21 protein-coding genes are annotated in these 25,018 nt (G+C 71.7%); 11 read left to right on the top strand and 10 right to left on the bottom strand.

Translation table 11 applies throughout. From position 1 onward, the window contains the following. Positions 1–19: 19 nt before the first annotated feature. Positions 20–1,651 carry a multicopper oxidase family protein gene (locus ACQF4J_RS32400; RefSeq protein WP_351799905.1) on the top strand — a complete coding sequence of 544 codons (1,632 nt, stop codon included), beginning with the start codon at positions 20–22 and terminating at the stop codon, positions 1,649–1,651. A gap of 121 nt (positions 1,652–1,772) precedes the next feature. Continuing rightward, positions 1,773–3,824, top strand: a complete 2,052-nt coding sequence (locus ACQF4J_RS32395; RefSeq protein WP_427167449.1) for an NAD(+) synthase — start codon at positions 1,773–1,775, stop codon at positions 3,822–3,824. Positions 3,825–3,890: 66 nt separating this feature from the next. Here the strand turns inward: ACQF4J_RS32395 and ACQF4J_RS32390 are convergent, their stop codons facing one another. The 4 genes from ACQF4J_RS32390 to ACQF4J_RS32375 all read right to left on the bottom strand — a co-directional run bounded on the left by ACQF4J_RS32390 (position 3,891) and on the right by ACQF4J_RS32375 (position 8,765). After that, positions 3,891–5,114 (bottom strand): MFS transporter, encoded by a 1,224-nt coding sequence (locus ACQF4J_RS32390; RefSeq protein WP_351572510.1) that lies wholly within the window; start codon positions 5,112–5,114, stop codon positions 3,891–3,893. Between the two features lie 106 nt (positions 5,115–5,220). After that, entirely contained in the window at positions 5,221–6,189 is a 969-nt protein-coding gene (locus ACQF4J_RS32385) for an endonuclease/exonuclease/phosphatase family protein (protein ID WP_427168652.1), read from the bottom strand. Between the two features lie 281 nt (positions 6,190–6,470). After that, entirely contained in the window at positions 6,471–7,112 is a 642-nt protein-coding gene (locus ACQF4J_RS32380; protein ID WP_351572505.1) for a TetR/AcrR family transcriptional regulator, read from the bottom strand. A 63-nt stretch (positions 7,113–7,175) separates the two neighbouring features. Continuing rightward, positions 7,176–8,765 carry an MFS transporter gene (locus ACQF4J_RS32375; RefSeq protein ID WP_351572502.1) on the bottom strand — a complete coding sequence of 530 codons (1,590 nt, stop codon included), beginning with the start codon at positions 8,763–8,765 and terminating at the stop codon, positions 7,176–7,178. A 230-nt stretch (positions 8,766–8,995) separates the two neighbouring features. On the opposite strand from ACQF4J_RS32375, the gene panB reads away from it, so the two are divergent. From panB to ACQF4J_RS32360, 3 genes are all read left to right on the top strand, one after another. Further along, positions 8,996–9,871, top strand: a complete 876-nt coding sequence (gene panB, locus ACQF4J_RS32370; protein WP_351572499.1) for a 3-methyl-2-oxobutanoate hydroxymethyltransferase — start codon at positions 8,996–8,998, stop codon at positions 9,869–9,871. Between the two features lie 226 nt (positions 9,872–10,097). After that, positions 10,098–11,123 carry an ATP-binding cassette domain-containing protein gene (locus ACQF4J_RS32365; protein ID WP_351572497.1) on the top strand — a complete coding sequence of 342 codons (1,026 nt, stop codon included), beginning with the start codon at positions 10,098–10,100 and terminating at the stop codon, positions 11,121–11,123. Further along, the gene (locus ACQF4J_RS32360) at positions 11,120–11,947 is read left to right on the top strand and encodes an ABC transporter permease (RefSeq protein ID WP_351572494.1); all 828 of its coding nucleotides are present in this window, start codon (positions 11,120–11,122) and stop codon (positions 11,945–11,947) included. Before ACQF4J_RS32365 ends, ACQF4J_RS32360 begins: the two co-directional genes overlap by 4 nt. Before the next feature lie 16 nt (positions 11,948–11,963). On the opposite strand, the gene ACQF4J_RS32355 is transcribed toward ACQF4J_RS32360, so the two are convergent. Further along, positions 11,964–15,335, bottom strand: coding sequence for an AfsR/SARP family transcriptional regulator (locus ACQF4J_RS32355; RefSeq protein ID WP_427167448.1), 3,372 nt, complete (start codon positions 15,333–15,335; stop codon positions 11,964–11,966). 219 nt (positions 15,336–15,554) lie between these two features. Between ACQF4J_RS32355 and ACQF4J_RS32350 the strand changes: the two genes are divergently transcribed. Next, positions 15,555–16,325: a site-2 protease family protein gene (locus ACQF4J_RS32350; RefSeq protein WP_351572489.1), complete on the top strand. Its 771-nt coding sequence runs from the start codon at positions 15,555–15,557 to the stop codon at positions 16,323–16,325. Here the strand turns inward: ACQF4J_RS32350 and ACQF4J_RS32345 are convergent. Genes ACQF4J_RS32345 through ACQF4J_RS32335 form a run of 3 tightly spaced genes read right to left on the bottom strand, consistent with a single transcriptional unit; the run spans position 16,307 to position 18,368 of the window. Next, the gene (locus ACQF4J_RS32345; RefSeq protein ID WP_351572482.1) at positions 16,307–16,486 is read right to left on the bottom strand and encodes a hypothetical protein; all 180 of its coding nucleotides are present in this window, start codon (positions 16,484–16,486) and stop codon (positions 16,307–16,309) included. The two genes, ACQF4J_RS32350 and ACQF4J_RS32345, sit on opposite strands and share 19 nt — an antisense overlap. A 54-nt stretch (positions 16,487–16,540) precedes the next feature. Further along, on the bottom strand, positions 16,541–17,257 hold the full coding sequence (gene npdG / locus ACQF4J_RS32340; protein ID WP_351572479.1) for an NADPH-dependent F420 reductase: 717 nt from the start codon (positions 17,255–17,257) through the stop codon (positions 16,541–16,543). A 37-nt stretch (positions 17,258–17,294) separates the two neighbouring features. Continuing rightward, positions 17,295–18,368 carry a sialidase family protein gene (locus ACQF4J_RS32335; RefSeq protein WP_351572476.1) on the bottom strand — a complete coding sequence of 358 codons (1,074 nt, stop codon included), beginning with the start codon at positions 18,366–18,368 and terminating at the stop codon, positions 17,295–17,297. 79 nt (positions 18,369–18,447) lie between these two features. On the opposite strand from ACQF4J_RS32335, the gene ACQF4J_RS32330 reads away from it, so the two are divergent. Further along, positions 18,448–19,071, top strand: coding sequence for a hypothetical protein (locus tag ACQF4J_RS32330; RefSeq protein WP_351572473.1), 624 nt, complete (start codon positions 18,448–18,450; stop codon positions 19,069–19,071). Between the two features lie 82 nt (positions 19,072–19,153). Beyond that, complete coding sequence (locus ACQF4J_RS32325) at positions 19,154–20,467, top strand: MFS transporter (protein WP_351572469.1); 1,314 nt, start codon at positions 19,154–19,156, stop codon at positions 20,465–20,467. On the opposite strand, the gene ACQF4J_RS32320 is transcribed toward ACQF4J_RS32325, so the two are convergent. Continuing rightward, positions 20,468–20,698: a hypothetical protein gene (locus ACQF4J_RS32320; RefSeq protein WP_142151561.1), complete on the bottom strand. Its 231-nt coding sequence runs from the start codon at positions 20,696–20,698 to the stop codon at positions 20,468–20,470. It abuts the gene before it with no gap. Positions 20,699–20,756: 58 nt separating this feature from the next. Here ACQF4J_RS32320 and map point away from each other — a divergent pair, with 58 nt between their 5' ends. Then, positions 20,757–21,614, top strand: a complete 858-nt coding sequence (gene map / locus ACQF4J_RS32315) for a type I methionyl aminopeptidase (protein ID WP_351572467.1) — start codon at positions 20,757–20,759, stop codon at positions 21,612–21,614. 7 nt (positions 21,615–21,621) lie between these two features. Here the strand turns inward: map and ACQF4J_RS32310 are convergent, their stop codons facing one another. Beyond that, positions 21,622–22,317 (bottom strand): PhzF family phenazine biosynthesis protein, encoded by a 696-nt coding sequence (locus ACQF4J_RS32310; protein ID WP_351572464.1) that lies wholly within the window; start codon positions 22,315–22,317, stop codon positions 21,622–21,624. Positions 22,318–22,575: 258 nt separating this feature from the next. On the opposite strand from ACQF4J_RS32310, the gene efeO reads away from it, so the two are divergent. Continuing rightward, positions 22,576–23,715: an iron uptake system protein EfeO gene (gene efeO / locus ACQF4J_RS32305; RefSeq protein ID WP_427167447.1), complete on the top strand. Its 1,140-nt coding sequence runs from the start codon at positions 22,576–22,578 to the stop codon at positions 23,713–23,715. A gap of 13 nt (positions 23,716–23,728) precedes the next feature. Next, complete coding sequence (gene efeB / locus ACQF4J_RS32300; protein WP_351572458.1) at positions 23,729–25,018, top strand: iron uptake transporter deferrochelatase/peroxidase subunit; 1,290 nt, start codon at positions 23,729–23,731, stop codon at positions 25,016–25,018.

The raw sequence follows: 25,018 nt of genomic DNA, 5'->3' as shown, positions 1-25,018 counted from the left end.
GACGAGGTGTCAGCACATCATGCGTACTCCCACACGCCGCTCCGTTCTCGGCGCGTCCGTCGCTCTCGCCGGGACGGGAGTCCTGGCCGCCGCCTGCTCGGACTCGGTCGCGAACGTTTTCAGCGGGGGCGGCTCCGCCGTGAACGCCCCCAAGGGCTATGTCACCCCGGACGGCAAGGAGGTGACCGCCGCCGAGAAGAAGCGCGCCGGAAGCGGCGGCACCGTCCGCAGGGTCCGCCTCACCGCCGCCGAGACCCGGCTGGACCTCGGCGAGCGCACGGTCAGGTCCTGGTCCTACGGCGGTGACCTGCCCGGCAAGGAGATCCGTGTCACCGCGGGCGACACCCTCGCCCTGACCCTGGCCAACCACCTCCCGGACTGCACCTCCCTGCACTGGCACGGCATCGCCCTGCGCAACGACATGGACGGCGTCCCCGGCCTGACCCAGGGTCCGATCAAGTCCGGCGCGCAGTTCGACTACCGCTTCACCGTGCAGCATCCGGGCACGTACTGGTTCCACCCGCACACCGGAGTCCAGCAGGACCGGGGGCTGTACGCCCCGCTGATCGTCGACGACCCCAGGGAGCCCCTGTCGTACGACCGGGAGTGGATCGTGCTGCTGGACGACTGGGTCGACGGGGTGGACGGCTCCACGCCGGACGCCGTGCTCGACGAACTGCGCGGCGGCATGGGCGGCATGGACATGGGCAGCTCGGGGTCGGGCTCCGGGTCCACCGGCCACGGCATGTCAGGGATGTCGGGCATGTCGATGCGGGGGGAGGCGTCGCCGTCGGCGTCCTCGGGCGGGTCCGGCCCCTCCCGAAGGCTGATGGGCGCCCACAGCGACCTGCTGGGCGGTGACCCCGGCGATGTGGCGTATGCGTATTACCTCGTCAACGGGCGTACGGCGAAGGCGCCTTCGGTCTTCCGGGCCCGCCCCGGGGACCGGATCCGCATCCGGTTCATCAACGCCGGCGGGGACACCGCCTTCCGCGTCGCCCTCGGCGGCCACGAGCTGACGGTGACGCACACCGACGGCTACCCCGTGCGGCATGCGAAGGGGGACGCGCTGCTGATCGGCATGGGCGAGCGGTACGACGTGGTGGTGACGGCCGGCGACGGTGCGTTCCCGCTGACCGCGCTGGCCGAGGGCAAGGAGGCCTCCACCATGGCCGTCCTGCGCACCGGCGGCGGCGCGGCGCCCACCGCCAAGGCCCGCCCGCAGGAGCTCGACGGAAGGCTCCTGGCCGCGCACAAGCTCACCGTGGACGAGTCGGTGGCGCTGAAGCCCAGGACGCCGGACCGGACGATCAGGCTGCAGCTGACCGGCACGATGATGCACTACGACTGGGCCTTCGACGGCAAGCCCTACGACGCCTCGCAGCGCCACCCCGTGCGCGCCGGGGAACGGGTCCGGCTGGAGTTCCACAACCGGACCTCCATGTGGCACCCGCTCCATCTGCACGGCCACACCTTCGCCCTGGCCAAGGGGCAGCAGGACGGGGTGCGCAAGGACACGGCGCTGGTGCTGCCGAAGCGCACGCTCACGGTCGACTTCGACGCCGACAATCCGGGCCTGTGGATGCTCCACTGCCACAACGTCTACCACGCGGACGCGGGAATGATGACGGTGTTGGGGTACCGGAGCTGAGGACGCGAGGCGCCCGGGGGTGCGGGGAGTGGTGCGAGCCACCCCCCGCACCCCCATCGCGTCGCTTTGACGATTACACTGGGCGCCTGCCTCGACTCCGCCTTCACCCGAGGAAGCACCGTTGAACTTCTGGTCGATCTATCAGCACGGCTTCGCACGCGTCGCCGCGTGCACGGGCCACACCGTCATCGCCGACCCGCCCGCCAACGCCGAGGCGGTCCTGCGTCACGCGCGCAGGTGTGCAGAGGAGGGTGTCGCGGTCGCCGTCTTCCCGGAGATGGTGCTGTGCGGCTACTCGATCGAGGACCTGCTGCTGCAGGACGCGCTGCTCGACGAGGTCGAGGGCGCGCTGCGGGAGGTGGTGGCCGGCACGGCCGGGCTGCTGCCGGTCCTGGTCGTCGGCGCGCCGCTGCGCCACCGCAACCGGGTCTACAACTGCGCGGTCATCGTGCACCGCGGCCGCGTCCTGGGCGTCGTGCCCAAGTCGTATCCGCCGAACTACCGCGAGTTCTACGAGCGCCGGCAGATCGGCGACGGCGCCGACGAGCGCGGCGGGTCGATCCGCGTCGCCGGTGAGACGGTGCCGTTCGGCGTGGACCTGCTGTTCGCGGCCGAGGACGTGCCCGGTCTGGTGCTGCACGCGGAGATCTGCGAGGACATGTGGGTGCCGGTGCCGCCCAGCGCGGAGGCGGCCCTGGCCGGTGCGACCGTCCTGGTCAACCTCTCGGGCAGCCCGATCACGGTGGGCCGCGCCGAGGACCGCAAGCTGCTGTGCCGCTCGGCGTCCTCCCGCTGTCTGGCCGCGTACGTCTACGCGGCGGCCGGTCTCGGCGAGTCGACCACCGACCTGTCCTGGGACGGTCAGGCCATGGTCTACGAGAACGGCGTGCTGCTGGCCGAGACCGAGCGCTTCCCGCTGGGCGACGAGTACGCGGTGGCCGACGTGGACCTCGACCTGCTGCGGCAGGAACGGCTGCGGACGGGCACGTTCGACGAGAACCGCCGTACGCACCGGGCCCGCACCGGTGACTTCCGGACGGTGGCGTTCGAACTCGAGCCGCCCATGGGCGACCTGGGCCTCAAGCGCCGTCTCGAACGCTTCCCGTTCGTGCCGGCCGACGCCGAACGGCTCGCCCTGGACTGCTACGAGGCGTACAACATCCAGGTCGCGGGCCTTCAGCAGCGCCTCGCGTCGATCGGCGGCCCGAAGGTCGTCATCGGCGTGTCCGGCGGTCTGGACTCCACGCACGCGCTGATCGTCGCCGCCCGCGCGATGGACCGCGCGGGCCGGCCGCGCAGCGACATCCTGGCCTGGACCCTGCCCGGGTTCGCCACCAGCGACCACACCAAGGACAACGCCCACAAGCTGATGAACTCGCTGGGCGTCACCTCGGCCGAGCTCGACATCACGCCGACCGCGCGGCTGATGCTGCGGGAGATGGACCACCCGTTCGCAGCGGGCGAGCCGGTGTACGACGTCACCTTCGAGAACGTGCAGGCCGGTCTGCGCACCGACTACCTGTTCCGGCTGGCGAACCAGCGCGGCGGCATCGTGCTCGGCACCGGTGACCTCTCCGAGCTGGCGCTGGGCTGGTCGACGTACGGCGTGGGCGACCAGATGAGCCACTACAACGTCAACGGCGGGGTGCCGAAGACGCTGATCCAGCATCTGATCCGGTGGGTCATCAGCAGCGGCCAGTTCGACGAGGAGACCGGCAAGACCCTCGCCGCGATCCTCGACACCGAGATCAGCCCGGAGCTGGTGCCGGGCGAGGAGATGCAGTCGACGGAGTCGAAGATCGGGCCGTACGCGCTGCACGACTTCACGCTCTTCCATGTGCTGCGCTACGGCTTCCGGCCCTCGAAGATCGCGTTCCTGGCCTGGCACGCCTGGCACGACCCGGAGGCCGGCGACTGGCCGCCGAACTTCCCCGACGCCAAGCGGGTCGCCTACGACCTGGCGGAGATCCGGCGGTGGCTGGAGGTGTTCTGCCGGCGGTTCTTCGGGTTCGCGCAGTTCAAGCGGTCGGCGATGCCGAACGGGCCGAAGGTGTCGGCGGGCGGTTCGCTGTCGCCGCGGGGGGACTGGCGGGCGCCGAGCGACAGTTCCGCGCGGGCCTGGCTGCGGGATCTGGAGCGGTTCGAGGAGTTGCGGGGGGCTCAGGCCGAGTAGGCCGGTGCGGGTGGGTGGGGGCGCGGCTGCGCCCCCGGACCCCCGTCGGCCCTTCGGGCCTCGTCCTCAAACGCCGGACGGGCTGGATGAACGCTGCGGCACGTGGGAGGCGACCACGCGTTCGCGTCCCGCTGCCGGAACGGTCCGGCGCCGGTCCACCGCGTACGCCACCCCCGCGACGCCCAGCCCCAGCACCGCCAGCATCGCGCCCGCCGGGGCGGGGGACGTGACTCCGAGGCCCGCGGCCAGGGCTGCGCCGCCGATCCAGGCTCCGCCGGCGTTCGCCAGGTTGAAGGCGGCCTGGTTGGCCGAGGACGCCAGGGACGGGGCCGCCGAGGCCTTCTCCATGACCATCAGCTGCAGCGGGGAGCCGGTGATGAACGCCGCCGCGCCGAGCAGGGCGACCGCGAGGGCCGCGCTCCACCGGGCGGACATCAGCAGCGGGAACAGGGCCAGGACGGCCGCCAGGGCCAGCAGGCCGCCGAAGAGCGTGCCGCGCAGGGAGTGGTCCGCCAGGCGTCCGCCGAGCAGGTTGCCGATCGTCGCGCCGACGCCGAAGAGGGCGAGGAGCAGGGTGACGCTGGTCTCGGCGTATCCGGCGGCGTCCGTCAGCATCGGGGTGATGTAGCTGTACGCGGAGAACAGCGCGCCGAAGCCGGCGACCGTCGTGCCCAGGGCCAGCCACACCGGCAGCGACTTCAGGGCGGTCAGCTCACGGCGCAGCCCGGCGGCCGGCGCCTGCGTGTGGTCGTGCGGGATCAGCAGGGCCAGTGCGGCGATCGCCGCGAGGCCGATGGCGCTGACGCCGAGGAAGGTGGCCCGCCACCCCAGGTGCTGGCCCATGAGTGTGGCGACCGGCACGCCCGCGATGTTGGCGACCGTCAGGCCGAGGAACATCAGCGAGACGGAGCGGGCCTTGCGTTCCGGCGCGACCATGTTCGTCGCCACGACCGCGCCCACGCCGAAGAAGGCGCCGTGCGGCAGGCCGCTCAGGAAGCGGGCCGCGAGCAGGGAGTCGTAGCCCGGGGCGAACGCGGAGAGCGCGTTGCCCGCCACGAACAGCGCCATCAGGCCGATCAGGACCGTGCGCCGGGACATCCGCGCGGTCAGCGCGGCGAGCAGCGGGGCGCCGATCACCACGCCCAGCGCGTACGCCGAGACCAGATGACCGGCGGTGGGGATGGAGACGTGCAGGTCGGTCGCGACGTCGGGCAGCAGGCCCATCATCACGAACTCGGTGGTGCCTATACCGAAAGCGCCGACGGCCAGAGCGAGCAGGGCCAGGGGCATGAAGGGGCCTGTTCCTTTCCGAGATCGGGAAGTCAGAGGGACGCGTGTTCCGCCAGTGTATGTTCACTGGCGGAACAAAGCCTCTCAGGCCCACTGTTCCGGCGGGTCAAGAACTGGTGTCGAGGTTCACACGGGCCGCCACCGGCAGGTGGTCGCTGCCCGTCGCCGGCAGCGTCCACGAGCTCACCGGTTCGACGTCCTGGACCATGATCTGGTCGATCCGCGCCATCGGAAACGAGGCCGGCCAGCTGAACCCGAACCCGTTGCCCGCAGCGCCCTGCGTGGAGCGCATCTGGGAGGTGACGCCGTTGAGGGAGCGGTCGTTCATGGTGCCGTTGAGGTCGCCGAGCAGCACCTTGCGCGGCAGCTTCTCGTCGGCGATGGCCTCGCCCAGCGCGTCGGCGCTGGTGTCCCGCTGGCGGGCGGTGAACCCGGCGTTCAGCTTCACGCGGACCGACGGCATGTGGGCGACGTAGAAGGCGACCGGTCCCTGCGGGGTGGTGACCGTGGCCCGCATCGCTCGCGTCCAGCCGAGCTTGATGTCGACGGCCTCGACGCCGCTCATCGGGTACTTGCTCCACAGGCCGACGGTGCCCTGCACGGAGTGGTACTTGTACGTCGGCGCCAGCGCCTTCTCGTAGACCGGGACGACCGAGGCCTTCAGCTCCTCCAGGGCCAGCACGTCCGCGCCGGAGGCGGCCACGTCCCGGGCGGTGCCGGACGGGTCGGGGTTGTCGGCGTTGACGTTGTGCGTGGCCACGGTGAGGTCGCCGCCGCTGCCGGTCTTGTCGGTGAGCAGGCCGCCGAAGAGGTTCAGCCACACGGCGACCGGCAGGACGAGGGCGATCAGGGCCGTGGCCGACCTGCGCACCAGGGCGAGCAGGAGCAGCACCGGGATCAGCAGGCCCAGCCAGGGCAGGAAGGTCTCGGTGAGACTGCCCAGGTTGCCGATGGTGTTGGGGACCCGCGCGTGCAGCAGCATGACCAGGGCCAGGACCACCGCGAGCGCGGCGAGGACGATGCCGCGGCGCCAGATTCTCGGGTCGCCGCGCCAGCCGGAGATCAGACGGTGCATCAGGCGCCGGAACCGGGCTCCTCGACGCTCGGGCCCCGAGCCGCCGTTGTCCGTCTCCGTCATGTATGCCTGCTGCGCCATACCGCGTCGCCTCACTGCCTGCCGTGCACACCGTTCGTCCCCCGAGAAGGGGGAGGCCCCTTAAGACCCTAGGGGATGATCGGCGTCGTTCCTGCCGCCGTGCGGCGGCCGTACGGGCAGTGGGACGAAGGGTCCGACGTCACGGGTTCCGCAGGTGCGGACGGAAAGCGTGCTCTGTGACACAACGCGCACATTCGGCTTTACGCGGACGGCGAACTGACGGGCCGTAGTCCTTCGAGGAGCGTGTCCACGATCTGTTCCGACAGGCCCTCGGAGAGGTCGGGCTCCGTCGCGGCCTGCGGGCGCATGACGGTGCGCACCAGCATCGGGGCGACGAACAGGTCGTGCAGCAGGTCGATGTCGACGTCGTCGCGCAGTTCGCCGCTCTGCTGTCCGCGCCGCAGGATCTCGATCTGCACCCTGCGCCGCGGCGCGACGACGGAGGCGTGGTAGGCCGCCCAGACCTTGGGGCTGCTCTTCATCTGTGCGAACACGTTGTGCAGCAGCGCCGAGCTGCGGGTCATGACTCCGCGCTGGCGCAGCGGCTCCAGCAGGGCAACCAGGTCGTCGCGCATGGAGGTGCCGGGCAGTTCGGGGTCCGGCGGCTCGGCGGCTCGTACGACGTCGACGAAGAGCTCCTCCTTGCCGCTCCAGCGGCGGTAGATGGTGGCCTTGCCGACGCCGGCCGTGCGGGCGATGCGCTCGATGGAGAGGTCGGAGAGCGGCACGCCCTCCTCCAGGAGCTTCAGCACGCCCTCTATGACGGCGCGTTCGACCGCCTCGCTGCGGGGGCGACCCCGTGCGGGTGCCCCGGAAGCGGCTGGACTGTCGGCAAGACTCACTTCTGCGTCCCTTCCTCGTACTGGAGCGATTCTCTCCGCTGCCACCCGGTGCCGCGGAAGGTGTTATTCCGCCGCCGCCACCAACTGCTGCTCCTCCTCGCCCTGCTGGCTGGCCGGCGGCTTGCCGGGCAGGAACAGGAACACCACCAGCGCGCCGAGCAGGGCGACGACCGTGCCGCACAGGGCGGTGACGTGCATGGCGTGCAGGAAGGCGTCGTTGGCCGGTCCGACGAGCCCCTTGCCGCGCGGGCCGAGCTTGGCGGCGACGCCGAGCGTGGCCTCGATGGACTCGCCGGCCGCGTCCCTGAGGCCGGCCGGCAGGAGGGAGAGCTTGCCCTCGATGCCGTTGCGGTACGCCGTCGACAGCACCGAGCCGAGGACGGCGATGCCGAGGGCGCCGCCGACCTGGCGGAAGGTGTTGCTCAGCGCGGACGCGGAGCCGGCCTTCTCGCGCGGCAGGGCCTGCATGATGACGACGGACGTCGGGGTCATGACGTGGGCCATGCCGGTGCCCATGAGGAAGAACACGACCTCCAGGACCCAGATCGGGGTGTCCGCCTCGAATCCGGCGAACGCGGCCAGCATGCCCGCGAGCAGCAGCAGGCCGCCCCCGGTCGTGGCCTTGTGGCCGAACCGGTCGACGACGAGCCGGGCCCGCGGCGCGAAGATCATCTGCGCGGCGGCCAGCGGCAGCATCAGCAGACCGGACTGCAGCGGCGAGTAGCCGCGCACGCTCTGGGTGTAGAAGACCGAGAAGAAGGTAACGCCCATCAGAGCGAAGAAGACCAGCGCGATGGCGGCCATGGCGGCCGAGAACACCTTGTTCTTGAAGTAGGAAACGTCCAGGGAGGGGTGGTCGCTGCGCTTCTCGAACACCACGAACGCGGCGAGGATCAGGACACCGGCGCCGATGGTCGCCAGCACCTGCGGGTCGGTGAAGTCGGCGAGCTCGCCGCCCTTGATGATGCCGTAGACGAGCAGGACGAGACCGACGACGGACAGCACCACACCGACCGGGTCGAGGCGGCCGGGCCTGGGGTCGCGGGAGTCCGGCACCAGCCAGACCATCAGCGCGAGGGCGAGGAGCACGATCGGCACGTTGATCAGGAAGACCGAGCCCCACCAGAAGTGGTCCAGGAGCACTCCGCCGGTGATCGGGCCGATGGCGATGGCGAGGCCGACACCGCCGGCCCAGATGCCGATGGCCTTGGGCTGCTCCTCGCGCTCGAAGACGTTCATCAGGACGGCGAGGGTGGCCGGCATGACGAACGCGGCGCCGAGCGCCATCAGCGCGCGGAAGGCGATGAGCTGCCCGGGTGAACCGGACTCGGCGGCGAGCGCGGAGCCGACGCCGAACACGACCAGACCGCCGAGCAGCACCTTCTTGCGGCCGATCCGGTCGCCGATGAGCCCCGCGGTGAACAGCAGGCCCGCGAAGACGAGGGTGTAGGCGTTGATCGCCCACTCCAGCTCGCTCTGCGTGGCACCCAGGCCGGTGGGGGCCGGAGTGGAGATGGTCTTGATGGCGACGTTCAGGATGGAGTTGTCCAGGACGACGATCAGCAGGCTCAGCATCAGCACGCCGAGGATCGCCCAGCGGCGCCGGTGCACCGCTTCGGGTATGCGAGGAGCTGGGGCGGCAGGAGTGGTCATGTCCCCTACGTTAAGCAATTCCGATACGAGACGGTGCCGTATCGAAAATATTCTTACCCAGCCCTTACCCATCTCCGTCACGTGACGCAGGTCCTCTTGGCCGGGCCCGGCACGAGGATCGCCGTCACGTGACGCAGGTCCTCTTGGCCGGGCCCGCCACGAGGTGCCACCATGGGGGTGATCCGGGGACGCCGTCAGGGCGCCTCGAGATGACTGAAGGAGCCGTTGCCATGACGCAGCTTTCGGCTGCCCAGACCGCGCAGCACACCCCCTCCGACGGCAGCAAGGCGCTGTACGGGGGGAAGGGCACCCGCCGCATCACGGTCCGCGACATCGCCCTCGCCAAGGAGCGGGGCGAGAAGTGGCCCATGCTCACCGCCTACGACGCGATGACCGCGTCCGTCTTCGACGAGGCCGGCATCCCGGTACTCCTCGTCGGCGACTCGGCGGGCAACTGTCACCTCGGGTACGAGACCACCGTGCCCGTCACCATGGACGAGATGACCATGCTGTCGGCCGCCGTCGTGCGCGGCACCCGGCGCGCTCTGATCGTCGGCGACCTGCCCTTCGGCTCCTACCAGGAGGGGCCGGTGCAGGCGCTGCGCTCGGCGACCCGGCTGGTGAAGGACGCAGGGGTGGGCGCCGTGAAGCTGGAGGGCGGCGAGCGCTCGCACGAGCAGATCCGGCTGCTGGTGGAGTCCGGCATCCCGGTGATGGCCCACATCGGCCTGACCCCGCAGTCCGTGAACGCGATGGGCTACCGCGTCCAGGGGCGCGGCGAGGAGGCGGCCCAGCAGCTGCTGCGGGACGCCAAGGCCGTCCAGGACGCGGGCGCCTTCGCCGTGGTGCTGGAGCTGGTACCGGCGGAGCTGGCGGCCGAGGTCACACGCGTGCTGCACATCCCCACGGTCGGCATCGGCGCGGGTCCGGAGACGGACGCGCAGGTGCTGGTGTGGACGGACATGCTGGGCCTGACCTCGGGCCGGGTGCCGAAGTTCGTCAAGAAGTACGCCAACCTGCGTGAGGTCATGGGCGACGCGGTGAAGGAGTTCGCGCAGGACGTGGTCGGCGGGGCGTTCCCGCTGGAGGAGCACAGCGTCCACTAGAGCCACTGCGGCACAGAGGCAGCCCGCCGATCTTCCCCCGTCGGCGGGCTGCCCCCTTTTGCGCCTGAACCGGCGCCGCTCTCGCGGACCTGGTTGCTCGCCATCGTGGTTCCCCAATTGATGGTTGCGGTGCTCGTCGGGGATTTGTCGGTGGTGTCAGCGGTTCGTCAGCCGCTGTAGGTGACCTGTCGGTCGTTTGTCGGTGGGGGCTGGGAGCGTCTTCTGCATGACGCGAATCGACAAGAACTCCAGCGGCGGCGGCAACGCCGTCACCGTACGGGGGATGGTCAAGCACTACGGCGAGACCAAGGCGCTGGACGGCGTCGACCTGGACGTGCGCGAGGGCACCGTGATGGGTGTGCTCGGGCCGAACGGGGCCGGCAAGACCACCCTCGTACGGATACTTTCCACGCTGCTCTCCCCCGACGCGGGCGAGGCGACCGTCGCCGGTTACGACGTCCTGCGCCAGCCCCGCCAGCTGCGCCGGGTGATCGGCCTCACCGGGCAGTACGCCTCGGTCGACGAGAAGCTGCCCGGCTGGGAGAACCTGTACATGATCGGGCGGCTGCTCGACCTGCCCCGCAAGGAGGCCCGCGCCCGCGCCGACGAGCTGCTCGAGCGGTTCTCGCTCACGGACGCCGCCAAGCGGCCCGCGAGCACCTACTCCGGCGGCATGCGGCGGCGGCTCGACCTCGCGGCCTCCATGATCGGGCGGCCCCAGGTGCTGTTCCTGGACGAGCCGACCACCGGTCTCGACCCGCGCACCCGCAACGAGGTGTGGGACGAGGTCAAGGCCATGGTCGGTGACGGGGTGACCGTCCTGCTGACCACCCAGTACATGGAGGAGGCCGAGCAGCTCGCCTCCGAGCTGACCGTGGTGGACCGGGGCAAGGTCATCGCCGGCGGCGCCATCGACGAACTGAAGGCCAAGGTCGGAGGACGCGCCCTGCGGGTGCGGCCGGCCGATCCGCTGCAGCTGCGCCCGCTCGCCGCCGCGCTCGACGAACTCGGCATCACCGGGCTCGCCGCCACCACGGTCGACACCGAGAGCGGCGCGGTGCTCGTGCCGATCCTCAGCGACGAGCAGCTGACCGCCGTCGTCGCGGCCGTCACCGCCCGGGGCATCACCCTGTCCTCCATCACCACCGAACTGCCCAGCCTGGACGAGGTGTTCCTGTCCCTCACCGGCCACCGTGCCAGTGCCCCGCAGGACACCGTGCCCGCCGAGACCCGCGAGGAGGTCGCCGTATGAGCGCCGCAACCGCAACCGCAACCGCTCCGGCCGCCGTGGCCGACGCCCGTATCACGCTGCGCGGCCACCTGCGCCACACCGGCGCCCTGATCCGCCGCAACCTGCTGTGGATCAAGCAAGATCCGGAGTCGATGTTCGACGCGCTGCTGATGCCCGTCGTCTTCACCCTGCTGTTCGTGTACGTCTTCGGCGGCTCCATCGGGCAGGCCCTGGGCGGCGGTCAGGACGGGTACGTGCAGTACGTCATCCCCGGCATGATCGCGATGATGAGCATGACGCTGTCCCAGGGCGTCGGCACCGGCTTCAGCCAGGACTTCAACTCCGGTGTCATGGACCGCTTCCGGTCCCTGCCGATCGGCCGCGGATCGGTGCTCTTCGCGAAGATCTCGGTGGAGCTCGTGCGGATGCTGTTCGCGACCACCGTGCTGATGATCGTCGCCGTGCTGGTCGGGTTCGACATCCACCACTGGGCCGGTCTGTTCGCCGCCGTCGGCCTGTCCGCGGTGTTCGCCTCCTCGATCATGTGGGTGTTCCTCACGCTGGGCGTGGTGCTGAAGAACGCCCAGTCCGTGCAGGCGATGGGCTTCCTGGTGCTCTTCCCCCTGCAGTTCGGCTCGTCCATCTTCGCGCCGACGCAGTCGATGCCGGGCTGGCTGCAGACCTTCACCGACTACAACCCGCTGTCCACGCTCGCCGACGCGGCGCGCGGGCTGATGGTCGGCGGCCCGGTCGCGCACGACCTGTGGGTGACGCTGGGCTGGTCGGTGGCGATCACCGCGATCGCGGCACCGTACGCGATTCACAAGTTCCGTACGAAGAACTGACGTTCGTCCGGCCGGTTCACACCAGGGCGGTGGCCTCCGCGAGGGAGAGGCCACCGCCCTCGGCGTGTGCGGCCTCGTAGGCGTCGTCGCCGAGCGCGGCGCGGGTGTGCCGCCGGGCCCGTGCGTACACCTCGCGCTCCAGCGACGTCGCCGCGTGGCGCGGCGGCAGGGACGCCTCCGCGGCACCGAGGACCCGGGCGCCGTCGCGGGCCCGGCGCCCGCCGTCGGTCTCGGCGAGACCGATCGCGGCCAGGGCCAGGTAGAGCGGGTGCATGTGCGGGGCGATGGCCTTGGTCAGCGGGTCGGCGGCCCGCTGAAGGGTCTGCCGGGTCTTGGCGAGGGAGAGGTCGTAGTTGCCGTCGACCGCCTCGACCCAGGCCTCCGAGCCGAGGATGAAGGCGTCGAAGACGACGAAGTGGGCGACCTTGAACTCCTCGCGCAGCAGCCGCAGTTGCTCCCGCGCTTCGGCGACCCTGCCGGTCATGGCGAGACGGCCGGCGAGGAACATCCGGGCGGCCGGCATCGCCTCGTTGCCGGCGCCGTCCCGGCTGTCGATCACCTCGCGCAGGATCCGCTCGCCCCGCTCGGCGTCGCCGGCCTCCAGCAGGGCGCTGCCGAGCCGGGCGCCGAGCGCGGCCCGGTGGGAACGGACGCCGAGGCGCCGGGCGAGCTCGATCGCGGCCTCGTAGTCGGCGGCGGCCAGGCGGTACTCGCCGGTGCGCTCCAGGGACTCGCCGCGCGCGGACAGCGCCTCGGCGGTGCCCCACAGGTCGCCGATCCGCCGGTAGATCTCCAGCGACTCGTCGGCGTCGCGGGCCGCGTCGCCCGCCCAGTCGCTGCGGTTGGCGAGGAGGTTGGCCCGCATCTGCAGGGTGGCCGCGAGGTCCCACTCCATGCCCGGGGTGGCACGGCAGGTCTCGACACAGGCGTCCAGGATGCCGGGCAGCATGTCCACGCTGCCGCTCAGCATCACGGCGTAGAACCAGAGCATGCCCGGTGCCCGGCAGGTCTGCGGCAGGCCCGGCTCGTACACCGCGGTGATGACGCGCAGTTTCTCCTTCGCCGCCGGGGACTCCCAGGCCTCCAACTCGGTGTCCATGCAGGCCAGATGGGCCAGGTGAACGCCGCGCCGGGCCTCGGTGAGCAGTTCGCCGGACCAGGGCGGCGGAGTTTCGGTGCAGCGCTGCCAGACCGGTTCGGCGCGCCGGACGGGGGTGGTGAAGGGGTCGGGGCCCAGGGCCATGACCTCGACGCACCAGTTGCGGGTCTCGATCCGCACGTCGCGCATCTGCCAGTACCAGGCCAGGGAGAGGATCAGGCACAGGCCTTCCTGCTCGTCGCGTTCGTTGACGGCGTGCCGCAGGGCCGTGCGCAGGTTCTCGTACTCGCGTTCCAGCAGGGCGATGGCGTCGAGCTGGCCGGGGCCGCGCAGCAACGGGTCGGTGGTGCGGGCGAGTTCGCGGTAGTACGTCAGATGCGCGCGCTCGGTCTCCCGGCGCCGGCCCACCTCGTCGAGCCGCTCGCCGGCGTACTCGGCGACGGTTTCCAGCAGCCGGTAGCGCATGCCGCCCTCGCCCGAAGGGGCCGCCACCACCAGGGACTTGTCGACGAGTGAGCCGAGCACGTCGAGGGCCCACGGCCCGCAGACGGCCTCGGCGGCGGCGAGGTCGCAGCCGCCGGCGAAGACGGACAGCCGTCGCAGCACGTCCCGTTCCTCCTCGTCGAGCAGGTCCCAGGACCAGTCGACGACCGCGCGCAGGGTCTGCTGGCGGGGCAGGACGGTGCGGCTGCCGGAGGTGAGGAGGCGAAAGCGGTCGTCCAGCCGGTCGGCGATCTGCCGTGGCGTCAGCATCCGCAGCCGGGCGGCGGCGAGTTCGATGGCGAGCGGCAGACCGTCGAGCCGTCGGCAGATCTCGGCGCAGGCCTCGGGGTCGTCCGCCACCCGGAACCCGGGACGTGCGGCGGCCCCCCGGTCGGCGAGCAGCCGCAGCGCGACGGGTTCGGGCAGCGGCTCCACGGGCCGCAGCAACTCCCCCGGCACACCGAGGGGTTCACGGCTGGTGGCCAGTACCGTCAGCCCGGGGCAACGCTCCAGCAGCTCCTCCACCAGCCGCGCGGCGGCGTCGACGACGTGCTCGCAGTTGTCGAGGACGATCAGCATCCGGCGCCGGCCGCAGTGCTCGGCGAGGCGCTCCACGGGGTCGCCGTGCCGCTCGTTCGCGGCGGCCCGCATCGCCTCCGCTCCCGCGCCGTACAGCACGGTCTCCCGGGCCCCCAGCGCGGTCAGTACGGCTTCCGGTACGGCCTCCGGGTCGTCGACCGGCGCGAGTTCGGCCAGCCACACGCCGTCGCGTACGTCCCGCACGGTCTCGGCGGCCTCCTGCGACAGCCGCGTCTTCCCGGCCCCGCCGGGGCCGAGCAGGGTGACGAGCCGCGCCGAGGCCAGGTCCCCCCGGATGGTCTCGATGTCGGCCTCACGGCCGACGAAGGAGGTGAGACGGGCCCGGAGGTTGCCGCGGGGCGGGGCGGCGGCGGTGTGGGGTACGGCGTCAGGGGAGCCCGTCTCCCCCGGCACGCGGCTCGCGGAGGCCCGCGGACGAGTCGGCCGGCCAGCGGGGTCGGCCGACCCCCCACCTCCGTCTCCTTCCCGGCCAGGCTCCTCCGGCCGGAGCAACTCGCCGTAGAGGGCACGCAGTTCGGGCCCCGGGTCGGTGCCCAGGCGGTCCGCGAGGAGCTGTCGTACGTCCTCGAAGGCGGCCAGCGCCTGCGCCGTGCGGCCCGCGTCGCGCAACGCGCGCAGGCGCAGGGCCTGGAGGGGCTCGTCGAGGGGGTGCGCGTCGCACAGGCCGGTCAGCTCGGGCAGCGACTGCTCGGCGTGGCCCAGGGCGAGCGCGGCGGTGTGGCGGGCGCGCAGGGCGTCCAGGCGCCGGGCCTCCCAGCGGGCCGCCTCGGCGGTGCGGTCGGGGAGGTCGGCGAGGGCGGGGCCGTGCCACAGGGCGAGGGCGTCGTCGAGGACGACGGCCGCCTTGGCGGGGTCGCCGTCGGCGAGCGCGCGTGTGCCCTCGCCGGTCAGCCGCTCGAAACGGTGCAGGTCGACGTCGTCGGGCGCGGCGGCGAGGCGGTAACCGCCCTCCGCCGAGGCGACGGTGTCCGCGCCGAGGGCCCGGCGCAGGCGGCCGACCAGCGCCTGCAGCGCGCCCGGCGCGTCGGCGGGCGGATCGCCGTCCCACACCTCGTCGACGAGCAGCCGCACCGGCACGGTCCGGCCGGGTCGCAGCGCGAGCACGGTCAGCAGCGCGCGCAGCCGCGCCCCGCCGACCGGAACGGGGCTGCCGTCGGGGCGGAGTGCCTGAGCTGTGCCGAGGATGCGATAGCGCACGGGGTCCATTGTCTCCGGTCGGATCGGCGGCGGTCACGGGTTCGGGGGCGGTCACGGGTTCGAGGGCGAAGGGGTGGCGTGGCGGCGGCCGTCGGACCTCGTCGGACATGTGCCGGGGCCGCGTGCCCCACCTTTCCCGGAACCGAAGTCGCACCGCGAGACGTTTTCCCGGTGTGCCCGGTACCGTCGGGCAGTCCCACCCCGTGCTCGTCCAGTCCAGGGAGCCCCATGACCACCGCGACCACCCGCCACAGCGACCGGCGGGTCAGTCCCGTCTTCGTCGGCATCCTGGCCGTGACGGCGGTGACCGGCTGGGCCACCTGGTCCGGGTTCGCCGAGCAGCCGGGCGTGGCCGTGTTCCTGTTCGTGACGGCCGCGTGGGTGGTGTCGCTGTGCCTGCACGAGTACGCGCACGCCCGTACCGCCCTGCACAGCGGCGACATCACGGTGGGCAGCAAGGGCTACCTGACGCTCAACCCCATGAAGTACACGCACGCCCTGCTCAGCATCGTGCTGCCGGTGGTGTTCGTGATCATGGGCGGGATCGGGCTGCCGGGCGGCGCGGTGTTCATCGAGCGCCAGCGGATCAGGGGCCGCTGGCGGCACAGTCTGATCTCGGCCGCGGGCCCGCTGACCAACGTCGTGTTCGCCGCCGTGTGCACCGCCCCGTTCTGGCTGCACGCCCTGGACGGGGTGCCGACGCAGTTCCGGTACGCGCTGGCCTTCCTCGCGCTGCTCCAGGTCACGGCCGCGCTGCTGAACTTCCTGCCCGTCCCGGGCCTGGACGGCTACGGCGTGATCGAGCCGTGGCTGTCGTACAAGGTGAAGCGGCAGGTGGAGCCGTTCGCGCCGTTCGGCCTGCTGTTCGTGTTCGCGCTGCTGTGGGTGCCGTCGGTCAACCGGGAGTTCTTCGACGTGATCGACGCGATCCTGCGGGGTCTCGGGGTCAGCGACTTGGACACCTCGAACGGATACGGCCTCTACCGCTTCTGGGACTGAGCCGCCCGGCCCTGCTTGATGTAGTACCAGCACATGTTGCTGGACAGACCCGCCAGCAGCACCCACACGATCCCCAGCCAGCTGCCCTGTGCGAAGGCGACGACGGCCGCGGCCACGGCGAGCACGAAGACGATCAGGGCGTAGACACCAAGGCGGGGCATTTCAGTCGGCTCCTTCGGGGGACACTGCTACGGCGACCAGTGTCCCCCATCGGCCTATACGTCCGTGACGCGGAGCCCGGCGTGCGCCTTGTACCGCCGGTTCACCGAGATCAGGTTCGCCACCAGCGACTCCACCTGGTGGGCGTTGCGCAGCCGGCCCGCGAAGATGCCGCGCATGCCCGGAATGCGGCCGGCGAGCGCCTGGACGGCCTCCACGTCGGCCCGCTCCTCCCCCAGCACCATCACGTCGGTGTCGATCTCCTCGATCTCGGGGTCCTGCAGCAGGACGGCCGACAGGTGGTGGAAGGCGGCGGTGACCCGGGAGTCCGGCAGCAGGGCGGCGGCCTGCTCGGCGGCGCTGCCCTCCTCCGGCTTGATCGCGTAGGCGCCCTTCTTGTCGAAGCCGAGCGGGTTCACGCAGTCGACGACCAGCTTGCCGGCCAGTTCCGCGCGCAGGGACTCCAGCGTCTTGCCGTGTCCGTCCCACGGTACGGCGACGATCACGAGGTCGCTGCGCCGCGCGCACTCGGCGTTGTCCGCGCCCTCGACGCCGTGGCCGATCTCCTCGGCGGCGGCCCGCGCCCGCTCGGCGGCGCGCGAGCCGATGATCACCTTCTGGCCGGCCCTGGCCAGCCGGTAGGCCAGGCCCTTGCCCTGGGGCCCGGTCCCGCCGAGGACGCCGACGACGAGCCCGGAGACGTCGGGGAGGTCCCAGGGGTCCTTCGCGGGGGCCTTGGCCGGGGTCTGTGCAGCACTGTCGCTAGAGGTCATGGGCCGACCTTACGTCCGCCCCGGGCGGCCCCGCCGGTCAGGTGAGCCGCGTCACCGGCAGCCGCCGGAGGACGATCCGCTCGTAGGCGCCGAAGTCCCCCGTCTCGTAGAGGACTCCGACGGTCGAGGCGTCGATCCGGACGAGGTCGGAGTAGGCGGCGGGCAGGCCGTCCATGGTGTACACCGGCCGCCAGGTCGTGCCGTTGTTCGTGGAGGCGCGGACGGTCATCAGGGCGCGCGCGTCGGGGTACGCGGGGCCGGAGAAGAGCAGCACGTCCGGGTCGCGGAGCTGGAGCAGGCTGCCCTCGCACACCGGACCGTCGAGGCCGGCCTGCGGGCGGAAGGGTGTGCGCAGGGTTTCGCCGCCGTCCTCGGAGTGGGCGTCGGCGCGGTTGCCGGGGGACGGTGAGTCGTTGCGGGTGTTGAAGTAGACGCTGCCGTCGGGGAGTTCGGCGGCGGTGGTCTCGTTGACGTTGATGTAGCCGTCGGTGTTGTCGTCGACGTAGCCGATCGACCAGGTCTCGCCGCGGTCGTCGCTGAGCAGGCAGTGGCCGCCGTTGTACCTGGCCTCGGTGCCGAGGTCGGTGCCGGTGGGCGGGAGGCTGTGGTTGGCGGGGACGACGACGCGGCCGGCGCTCAGTTGCAGGGCGTGGCCGGGCGTGGTGGCGTACCAGCGCCAGTCCGGTCGCTTCACCGACGCGGTGATCTCGGCCGGCTCCGACCAGGTGACGCCGTCGTCGTCGCTGTGCTGCACCCAGACCCGGCGGCCGTCGGCGTCCTTCACCTTGCCCAGCCGGATGAGTTCCTCGGTGGCCGTGGCGGCAGCGCGGACGTGGACGAGGAGGACGCGGCCGGTGTCGAGGACCACCGGGGCGGGGTTGCCGGCGAGGCCGGTGCCGTTCGCTGCGGCCACCCGCAGCGGGCCCCAGGTGCGGCCGCCGTCCGTCGAGCTCTTGAGCACGATGTCGATGCGGCCGTGGTCGCTCGCGGACGCCACCCGGCCCTCGCAGAAGGCGAGCAGGGTGCCGGCGGCGGTGGCGACCACCGCGGGGATGCGGTAACTGGCGTATCCCTCGCGGCCGGCGCGGAACGGAACGGAGGCTTCGGTCATCCGGGCACTGTCCCCAAAGCGGGCGAATTCACGGTGAACGGCGGGTCACGAGTGACCGGTTGGGGCAGGATGCGGACGCATGGACGCCGTACGGGTCGCCTTGTTGCGCGAAGTGCTCGCCGGGACCGAGTGGTTGGGGGCCACGCGCCGGTTCGCGGGGGCGCTGCGCGGGTCGGTGGTGTCGCACGGGGGCGGGCTGCTGCTGGTGGGCACGCCCGCGTACGAGCCGTGGCATCTGGCGGCCCATCTCGTCGACGAGGCCGCGTGGTCGGGGACGCCGGAGCTGGCGCCGACGCTCGTACGGCACGCCGCGCGCACCTCGGATCCGGCTCATCTGGCCGTCGGGCTGGGCCGGTTGGCGGCGGCGCGGCGCGGCGAGACGCTGCTGGTGGTGTCGCCGTGGCCGTCGGTGGCGGCGGGTCCGGGAGAGCCGGCCGCGCCGTTGCTGGAGCGGGTGCACGACGCGCGGCGGGCGGGGGCGACCGTGCTGGCGCTCGGCCCCGGCGAGGGGGACCTCACGTCGATGGCGCACGAGTCGCTGGCCGTGCCGGACGGCTCCGAGCTCGACCTGGACACCGTGCAGCACCTGGTCAGCGCGGCGGCCGGGGAGAACGCGGTGCCGGTCCCGCGGGGCGGCCGCCGCTTCCGGGACCGGCTGTCGAGGCTGGCGGAGACGCTGACCGAGCCGCCGGCGCGGTGGTAGCGGGGCGCTGGCAGTGGGGCGCTGGTGGCCCGGCGCGAAAACCGTTTGCCCGCCGCGGTCCGCGCGCCCACCATGAGCCGACGTGACCGACGACGCCCCTGAACCCCCCTCCCGCCTGCGCGCGCTTCTCCCCGACCTCGCCCCCTGGCGGGCCTCCGTCGACTTCCGGCGGCTGTGGGTGTCGGGCCTGATCTCGAACTTCGGGAGCTTTCTGACGTTCGTCGCGCTGCCGGTGCAGCTCAAGGAACTGACCGGTTCCGCGGCGGCGGTGGGCGCGATCGGGGCGGTGGAGCTGCTGCCGCTGCTGGTGTTCGGGCTGTACGGCGGCGCGCTGGCCGACGCCCTGGACAAGCGGAAACTCATCATCCGCACGGAGGTCGGTCAGGGCCTGCTGTCGGCCGTGCTGCTGCTCAACGCCCTGCTGCCGTCGCCCGCCGTGTGGCCGCTGTACGTGGTGGCCGCCCTGTCCTCGGCGCTGGTCTCGGTCCAGCGTCCGGCGATCGACTCCCTGTGGCCGCGGATCGTGGCCCACGAGCACATGCCGGCCGCGACCGCGCTGAACTCGCTGCGCTGGACGGTCGGCGGTGTGGCGGGCCCGGCGCTGGCGGGCGTGGTGGTCGCCTACGCGGGCCTCGGCTGGGCGTACGGCGCGGACCTGCTGACGTTCCTCGTGTCGGTGGCCATGATGCTCCCCATCGCCGCCTCGCCCGCCTCGCACGAGGCCGCGAAGCCGTCCCTCAGGGCGATCGCGGAGGGCGCCCGGTACGCCTGGAGCCGCAAGGAGCTGCTGGGCACCTATGCCGTCGACCTCGCGGCGATGTTCCTGGCGATGCCGCTGGCCGTCCTGCCGTTCCTCGCGGACGAACTGCACGCGAACTGGTCGCTGGGCCTGATGTACGCCACCCTCCCGCTGGGGTCCATGCTGGTCAGCCTGACCAGCGGCTGGACCTCGCGGGTGCACCGGCACGGCCGGACGGTGGTGCTGGCGGCGGCGCTGTGGGGCCTGGCGATCGCGGGCGCGGGCGTCGTCGGCAACGTGTGGCTCGTCCTGCTGTTCCTGACCGTGGCCGGGGGCTGCGACATGGTCAGCGGGATCTTCCGCGGGGCCATGTGGAACCAGACGATCCCGGACGAGCTGCGTGGCCGGCTCGCCGGGATCGAACTGCTGTCGTACTCGGTCGGCCCGACCGTAGGCCAGGTCCGCTCCGGCGGGTTCGCCGCCTGGTGGGGCGTGCGGGCGTCCGTGTGGTCGGGCGGTCTGCTGTGCGCGGGCGCGGTGGGCCTGCTCGCCCTGTGCCTGCCGAAGCTGATGACGTACGACGTCCGTACGAACGAGCACGCGGTGCGGCTGCGTGACGGCCGCACCGCAGCCGCACCGGCTCAGGCGCAGGCCTGATCAGTCCTCCTCGGCGCTCCCCGCGGGGGCGTCGTGCCACTTGGGGTCGTTCTCCCACTGGAGATTGCGTTCGCGGGCGGTCTCCATCGCGTGCTGGGCCTCCTGCCGGGAGGCGTATGGCCCGAACCGGTCTTTGGCGGGGCATTCCGGCCCCTCCTCGACCTTCTTGTGCTCCAGGCAGTAGAACCACTCACCCGGCTTGCCGACCGTACGCTTCTTGAACAACGCCATGACCTGCTCCTCTCGCCTCCCACATGTTCCCCCGTCCCGGCTCGTTAGACTCGCTGGCATGTCTGGCCAGTCGCTGCTCGTACCAGGGGAGCTGTCCCCCATCCGTTCCGTGCCCGGAAACATCCGCCGTCCCGAGTACGTCGGCAAGCCCGCGCCGGCGCCGTACACCGGACCGGAGGTGCAGACACCCGAGACGGTCGAGGCGATGCGGGTCGCCGGCCGGATCGCCGCGCGGGCGATGGAGGAGGCCGCGAAGCTGATCGCGCCGGGGGTGACCACCGACGAACTGGACAAGGTGGCGCACGAGTACATGTGCGACCACGGCGCCTACCCCTCGACGCTCGGCTATCGCGGCTTCCCCAAGTCCCTGTGCACCAGCGTCAACGAGGTGATCTGCCACGGCATTCCGGACTCGACGGTGCTGCGCGACGGCGACATCGTCAACCTCGACGTGACGGCGTACATCGGCGGGGTGCACGGCGACAACAACGCCACGTACCTGGTCGGGGACGTCGACGAGGAGAGCCGTCTGCTGGTGGAGCGCACCCGCGAGTCCCTCAACCGTGCGATCAAGGCGGTCAAGCCGGGCCGGCAGATCAACATCATCGGCCGGGTGATCGAGTCGTACGCCAAGCGCTTCGGCTACGGCGTGGTCCGCGACTTCACCGGCCACGGCATCAACTCGTCGTTCCACAGCGGCCTGATCGTCCCGCACTACGACAGCCCGCACGCGACGACCGTGATGCAGCCCGGGATGACCTTCACCATCGAACCGATGCTGACGCTCGGGACGCACGAGTACGACATGTGGGACGACGGCTGGACGGTCGTCACCAAGGACCGCAGGCGCACGGCGCAGTTCGAGCACACGCTGGTGGTGACGGAGACGGGCGCGGACGTCCTCACCCTGCCCTGACGGGCCCTCAGCGCTCCGGCTGGCGCTCCAGGAACACGCGTCCGCCGATCTCCACCCATCCGTACGGCTGCGGGGCGGTGAGTATCTGCGACCCGGCCCCCTGGGTGATGTTGAGCGCGCGCCCGAGCCGGTCGGTCAGCAGCAGTGCCGCCGCGCCGGTCGCCTCGTCCTCGTCGATCCCGTCGTCCCGGCCGGGGAAGGCACGCGCCCGCACCCGCCCGGCCGCCTCGTCCTCCCACGCCCAGGCGTAGATCCCGCCCCAGACTTCGTCCGGGGGCACCCCCATCTCGCTTCGCTCGCCCTTGGGCGGCACGGGCAGCTCGTCGACCTCGGCGGCCGTGGCGTACTGGCGCAGCGTGCGCGGCGGGGCCCACTCCGCCCGTGCCTCGATCCAGCTGAACTCCCCGTCCTGGCGGGCCCCGACCACACCGGCCGGCGTCACCAGCTCCTCCACGTCGAGGAGCCAGGCCACGCCGACACAGGGGTGACCGGCGAAGGGCAGCCGCAGGGTCGGCGTGTAGATGTCGATCACGCCGCGCTCGGGGTCGTCGACGAACACGGTCTCGCTGAACCCCAGCTTCCCGGCGAAGGCCTGCCGCTCCGCCCGCTCGGGCATCACCGAGCCCTCCCGGACGACACCGAGCTCGTTGCCGTAGCCGCCGTTGGCCGCGCAGAAGACGCGCAGCACGTCGTAGTCAGTCACGAGGAAATTGAAACACCGCTCGCACGGCGAGGTGCGCACGGCAGGTCTCGGCACCACTCGGGCCCTTGAACATTCCTTGACCATTCCATGGGGTCTGCTTTTGGCCACCGTGACCGGGGCGTGCTCATACAGCGTCCATGAGAGCTGAATCACCGCATGGGTGGGTATCACGCAGGCAAGCCTTAGATAAGTTAGGCGAGCCTCACCATCCCTTGGTGGGTCCGGACACGCGATTTTTCGCCATCACTTGGAGCCTGCATGCGAGCCGCCAGACTCTCCGTCGTCACCGCCGTAGCCACGGCCGCGGCCCTGACCGCCGTCACCGGCTGCACGCAGAAGAGCGAGGCCGACGGTGACGGGGCGATCAAGGTGACCGCCGCCGACTCCAAGTGCGACACCTCCGCCACGTCGATCCCGGCCGGCCAGGTCACGCTCAGCATCCAGAACACCGGCTCCCAGGCGACCGAGGTCGAGATCCTCTTCCCGGACGACCGGATCGTGTCGGAGAAGGAGAACATCGGGCCGGGCACCAAGTACACGCTGACCGCCGAGGTGAAGGCGGGCTCGTACGAGATCGCGTGCCGTCCGGGCATGAAGGGCCACGGCGTCCGGCAGAAGCTCACCGTCACCGGCTCGGGCGCCGCCGCCAAGCGCGACCCGCAGCTCGACAAGGCCGTCGCCGCCTACCGCGAGTACGCGCAGGAGCAGGCCGACGCGACCATCCCCAAGGTCGGGGTCTTCGCCAAGGCGATCAAGGCCGGCGACCTGAAGGCCGCCCAGAACGCCTACGCCCCCTCCCGCGTCGGCTGGGAGCGCACCGAGCCGATCGCCGAGTCCTTCGGCGACATCGATCCCAAGACCGACACCCGCGCCGACGGCCTGGAGAAGGGCCAGAAGTGGACCGGCTGGCACGCGCTGGAGAAGGCGCTGTGGCAGGACAAGAAGATCGGCGCCGACCAGAAGGCCCTGGCCGACCAGCTGGTCACCGACCTCAAGGACTGGCAGGAGCGGATCGGCAAGGCCGAGATCACCCCGACCTCCATGGCCAACGGCGCCAAGGAGCTGCTGGACGAGGTCTCCACCGGCAAGGTCACCGGCGAGGAGGACCGCTACTCGCACACCGACCTCAGCGACTTCAGGGCCAACGTCGAGGGCGCGCAGAAGGCGTACGAGCTGCTCAAGCCGGTCGCCCAGAAGAACGACAAGGCGCTGACCGCCGAGCTGGACAAGCGGTTCGCCGCACTCGACACGACGCTCGACAAGTACCGCTCGACCAAGACCTCGGACGGTTTCGTCTCGTACGACACCGTGACCGAGGCCCAGCGCAAGGAGCTCTCGGACGCGGTGAACGCGCTCGCGGAGCCGCTGTCCAAGCTCGCCGCCGCCGTCGTGAAGTAGGGGACGACTGACCATGACGGACACGCAGGAAGCCACCGCCGCCGACGCGGGCGACATCAAGGCGCCCAGCCGGCGCTCGCTGATCGGCTGGGGCGGGGCCGGGCTCGCGCTCGGCGCCGCCGCGGCCGGCGGCGCGGTCGCGATGACCCGCGTCGGCAACGACGTGGACCCGGCCGCCGCCGAGACGGGCGCCGCGGTCTCCTTCCACGGCGCCCACCAGGCGGGTATCGCCACCCCGGTGCAGGACAGGCTGCACTTCGCCGCGTTCGACGTACAGACCGACGACCGCGCCGAGTTCGTGCGGATGCTCAAGGACTGGACCGAGGCGGCGCGCCGGATGACGGCGGGCAAGGCGGTCGGCGAGGGCGCGTACGGCGGTCTGGCCGAGGCCCCGCCGGACGACACCGGCGAGGCACTGGGCCTCAAGCCCTCCCGCCTGACGCTCACCATCGGCTTCGGTCCGTCGCTGTTCGAGAGGTTCGGCGACAAGTTCGGGATCAAGGACAAGCGGCCCGAGGCCCTGGTCGACCTCCCGCAGTTCGCCGGCGACAACCTCGACAAGACCCGCACGGGCGGCGACCTGTGCATCCAGGCCTGCGCCGACGACCCGCAGGTCGCGGTGCACGCGATCCGCAACCTGGCCCGCATCGGCATGGGCACGGTCAACATCCGCTGGTCGCAGCTCGGCTTCGGCAAGACCTCCTCCACGACCCCCGACGCGCAGACCCCGCGCAACCTGATGGGCTTCAAGGACGGCACCCGCAACATCGCGGGCACCGAGACGGACCGGCTGAAGAAGTTCGTGTGGGTCGGCGAGAAGGACGGGCCGGACTGGATGACCGGCGGCTCCTACCTGGTCGCCCGCCGCATCCGGATGCACATCGAGACCTGGGACCGCACCTCCCTGCAGGAGCAGGAGGACGTCTTCGGCCGCGACAAGGGCGAGGGCGCCCCGGTCGGCAGGGCGAAGGAGCACGACGCGCCGTTCCTGAAGGCGATGAAGCCCACCGCGCACGTGCGGCTCGCGCACCCCGACTCCAACGGCGGGATCACGATCCTGCGCCGGGGCTACTCCTTCACCGACGGCACCGACGGCCTCGGCCGTCTCGACGCGGGCCTGTTCTTCCTGGCCTACCAGCGCGACGTGCGCAAGGGGTTCATCCCGCTCCAGCGCAGGCTGTCGGCGCAGGACGCGCTCAACGAGTACATCCAGCACGTGGGTTCGGCGGTCTTCGCCGTCCCGCCGGGCGTCCGCGACAAGGGCGACTGGTGGGGCAGCACGCTGTTCTCCAAGGAGGCGTAG

The sequence above is a fragment of the Streptomyces sp. C1-1 genome, from assembly GCF_050214755.1.
GTDB lineage: Bacteria > Actinomycetota > Actinomycetes > Streptomycetales > Streptomycetaceae > Streptomyces.
This window is presented reverse-complemented; position numbering and strand designations above follow the sequence as displayed.

Coding starts and splice junctions, on each gene's coding strand:
- ACQF4J_RS32330 (WP_351572473.1), top strand. CDS start 18,448: ATGGACGCCGTACGGGTCGCCTTGTTGCGCGAAGTGCTCGCCGGGACC.
- ACQF4J_RS32335 (WP_351572476.1), bottom strand. CDS start 18,368: ATGACCGAAGCCTCCGTTCCGTTCCGCGCCGGCCGCGAGGGATACGCC.
- panB (WP_351572499.1), top strand. CDS start 8,996: ATGACGCAGCTTTCGGCTGCCCAGACCGCGCAGCACACCCCCTCCGAC.
- ACQF4J_RS32375 (WP_351572502.1), bottom strand. CDS start 8,765: ATGACCACTCCTGCCGCCCCAGCTCCTCGCATACCCGAAGCGGTGCAC.
- npdG (WP_351572479.1), bottom strand. CDS start 17,257: ATGACCTCTAGCGACAGTGCTGCACAGACCCCGGCCAAGGCCCCCGCG.
- map (WP_351572467.1), top strand. CDS start 20,757: ATGTCTGGCCAGTCGCTGCTCGTACCAGGGGAGCTGTCCCCCATCCGT.
- ACQF4J_RS32365 (WP_351572497.1), top strand. CDS start 10,098: ATGACGCGAATCGACAAGAACTCCAGCGGCGGCGGCAACGCCGTCACC.
- ACQF4J_RS32390 (WP_351572510.1), bottom strand. CDS start 5,114: ATGCCCCTGGCCCTGCTCGCTCTGGCCGTCGGCGCTTTCGGTATAGGC.
- ACQF4J_RS32400 (WP_351799905.1), top strand. CDS start 20: ATGCGTACTCCCACACGCCGCTCCGTTCTCGGCGCGTCCGTCGCTCTC.
- ACQF4J_RS32355 (WP_427167448.1), bottom strand. CDS start 15,335: ATGGACCCCGTGCGCTATCGCATCCTCGGCACAGCTCAGGCACTCCGC.
- ACQF4J_RS32360 (WP_351572494.1), top strand. CDS start 11,120: ATGAGCGCCGCAACCGCAACCGCAACCGCTCCGGCCGCCGTGGCCGAC.
- ACQF4J_RS32385 (WP_427168652.1), bottom strand. CDS start 6,189: ATGCACCGTCTGATCTCCGGCTGGCGCGGCGACCCGAGAATCTGGCGC.
- ACQF4J_RS32345 (WP_351572482.1), bottom strand. CDS start 16,486: ATGCCCCGCCTTGGTGTCTACGCCCTGATCGTCTTCGTGCTCGCCGTG.
- efeO (WP_427167447.1), top strand. CDS start 22,576: ATGCGAGCCGCCAGACTCTCCGTCGTCACCGCCGTAGCCACGGCCGCG.
- ACQF4J_RS32320 (WP_142151561.1), bottom strand. CDS start 20,698: ATGGCGTTGTTCAAGAAGCGTACGGTCGGCAAGCCGGGTGAGTGGTTC.
- efeB (WP_351572458.1), top strand. CDS start 23,729: ATGACGGACACGCAGGAAGCCACCGCCGCCGACGCGGGCGACATCAAG.
- ACQF4J_RS32350 (WP_351572489.1), top strand. CDS start 15,555: ATGACCACCGCGACCACCCGCCACAGCGACCGGCGGGTCAGTCCCGTC.